The organism is Clostridium sp. BL-8, from assembly GCF_002006495.1.
GTDB lineage: Bacteria > Bacillota > Clostridia > Clostridiales > Clostridiaceae > Clostridium.
Map to the genome: position 1 here is coordinate 1 of NZ_LZZL01000187.1, position 2,301 is coordinate 2,301.

At 29.0% G+C, this 2,301-nt stretch carries 3 protein-coding genes; all 3 read right to left on the minus strand.

Annotated features, from left to right (window positions below; genetic code table 11):
• Nucleotides 1–198 precede the first annotated feature (198 nt).
• The 3 genes from hslO to CLOBL_RS27080 all read right to left on the minus strand — a co-directional run bounded on the left by hslO (nucleotide 199) and on the right by CLOBL_RS27080 (nucleotide 2,214).
• On the minus strand, nucleotides 199–1,077 hold the full coding sequence (hslO, locus tag CLOBL_RS27070) for an Hsp33 family molecular chaperone HslO (RefSeq protein ID WP_077861823.1): 879 nt from the start codon (nucleotides 1,075–1,077) through the stop codon (nucleotides 199–201).
• A gap of 81 nt (nucleotides 1,078–1,158) precedes the next feature.
• A complete protein-coding gene (locus CLOBL_RS27075; protein WP_077861824.1) occupies nucleotides 1,159–1,896 on the minus strand; it encodes a class I SAM-dependent methyltransferase in 738 nt (245 codons plus the stop codon).
• A 96-nt stretch (nucleotides 1,897–1,992) separates the two neighbouring features.
• Nucleotides 1,993–2,214, minus strand: coding sequence for a small, acid-soluble spore protein, alpha/beta type (locus tag CLOBL_RS27080; protein ID WP_009170855.1), 222 nt, complete (start codon nucleotides 2,212–2,214; stop codon nucleotides 1,993–1,995).
• Nucleotides 2,215–2,301 lie beyond the last annotated feature (87 nt).

Consider the following 2,301-nt stretch of genomic DNA (forward strand, 5'->3'; position numbering starts at 1 on the left):
GTTGCCTTGAATATTTTTCATCAGGCAAGGAGGTAAATTGACTTGTTATTTATTTGATGGTGCTTTAATGTTATTGTACCTTAGAAATAATCAAAATAGAGGACATACATTTATTGTTATAAGAATTCTAGTTTAATCTTCTAAAATTCATACATCTTTAATAAAATACATGCCCTCTTTTCATTGATTTAAATTTTATTACTTATTATTTAATAATTTACCTATTTCTTCATTTGTGAACTCATATTTTGTATTGCAGAAATTACATACAATCTCTTCTGTCTTATTGTCATCATATATTTCTTTAAGTGTCTCTCTTCCAATAGAGATCAAAGCTTTTTCAACTCTATCTCTAGAACAGTCGCACTTGTATTCAGGGTTCAAGGAATCTAATATTTTTAAATCCATTCCATCAAAAATATACTCTAAAATTTCTTCGGCTGTTTTCCCTTCACTTATTATAGTAGTTATAGGTGGAATTTCTTCTAATCTATAAGTTATAACATCTGCTAGAAGCTCATCTGCACCTGGCATCATTTGAATTATAAAGCCTCCTGCGGCTTTTATAGATAAATCTCTATCAACTAATACACCAAGTGATACTGCTGATGGTGTTTGCTCAGATACAGTGAAATAATATGCAAAATCGTCTCCTATCTCACCAGTTTGTATCGGTACTTGTCCTACATAGGGATCTTTTAAGCCTAAGTCTTTTATTACATATAAAATGCCATCTGTTCCAATAGCTCCGCCAACATCTAATTTCCCTTTTTCATTTAGAGGCCTATCAATATATGGATTTCCAATAAACCCTTTAACAAAACCTTTGCTATTGGCTGTTACTGTAATTCCTTTAACTTCTCCCTTTCCATCTATCTTTAAGGTTGTTGATTCCTTTTCATTTTTCAAGGTAGTCCCCATTAACACTCCTGCAGTTAACATTCTTCCAAACGCTGCTGCTGCCACTGGTGTACACTCATGTATCTTACATCCTTCATTTACTAAATTAGTTGTAATACCAGCTATTATTCGTACCATTCCACCTTTAGCCGTTGCTCTAACTATTTTATCTTGCATAATTAATTCATCTCCTAATTCATTTAAATTAAAATTGTTTTATCCATTTAAATTCTTTTACCGAATCTAATCAGTTTAACATTATTTTGTTACAACATAAAGTATTCTTTCACTATTTTCTTTTACAGCTTTATCCGAATACCCTTCGAATTTATTAACAATCTTGAATTTGCATTTTTTTAAGGCCTCTTCTATGTATTCTTCAGTGTAAGCCCTTTCAAAATGTTCTTCTTCAAATTTCTCATAAAGGTCATTTTCTGTCTTAACAAAAAAAGTTAAAAACATATTTAATACATCATCTTCGAATGAATTTTCCCATGTATAAAAAATTTCTTCTGAACTATAAGTATATATATTATTTCCAAGAACTGTAGATAATTTATAATATGAATTTATATCAAAAATAAATAATCCATCATCTTTTAAATGTTCATATACACTAGAAAAATAATCAAATAAATCTTTATCTTCTGTTATGTAATTAGTAGAATCTAAAACAGAAGTTATAAGATTAAATTTTCTATTCAAATTTAACTCACTCATATCCTGACGTATTACTTTTGCTTTGACTTTATTTTTCTTAAATTTATCAAAAGCTATATTTAGCATATCATCTGATAAATCCACTGCATATATATTTTTAAAGTATTTTGCTACCCTTACCGCTACATTACCTGTTCCGCAGGCTAAATCTAAATAATCTTCAAAATCTATATTATTCTCATTACATAATTTTATAACTTTTTCTGCAACTTTATCATAATTGATATCCTCATATATTAATTCATCATATATATTTGCAAATTCTTTATATGCCATGTAGTTTATCACGCCCTTACTTTAACTTACTAATTCATCTAGTATATTATATCGTAATTATTTTCTTAGTCAAATTAGTAATTACTTTCCAAGGGCTTATTGTATACTTCCCTTCTTTCGTTTAGCCATTATCCCGCCGATTCGCCCAGTTTCTTCCGATGATAAGCCTCCCCAGCCTTCTCTATTAACCTTATCAATTAATCCAAGTTCTTCCGCTATTTCATACTTAACTTTTTCCCTCATTTTTTCAGCCTCAGTAAGTTCTTTATTTGCTTTTATTTTAGCCTTTATTATCTTTTTTAAAGATTTATCACTCATTTTTTATTATCACCAACCTTAAATTATTTTCATTAGGCACATGAAAATAAATAACAAGTCCAAAGTTGCCATGGATATTTTTCATCA

What these genes read in the sequence shown, in the direction of transcription:
- CLOBL_RS27080 (WP_009170855.1), bottom strand. Translation starts at nt 2,214, where the DNA reads ATGAGTGATAAATCTTTAAAAAAGATAATAAAGGCTAAAATAAAAGCA.
- hslO (WP_077861823.1), bottom strand. Translation starts at nt 1,077, where the DNA reads ATGCAAGATAAAATAGTTAGAGCAACGGCTAAAGGTGGAATGGTACGA.
- CLOBL_RS27075 (WP_077861824.1), bottom strand. Translation starts at nt 1,896, where the DNA reads ATGGCATATAAAGAATTTGCAAATATATATGATGAATTAATATATGAG.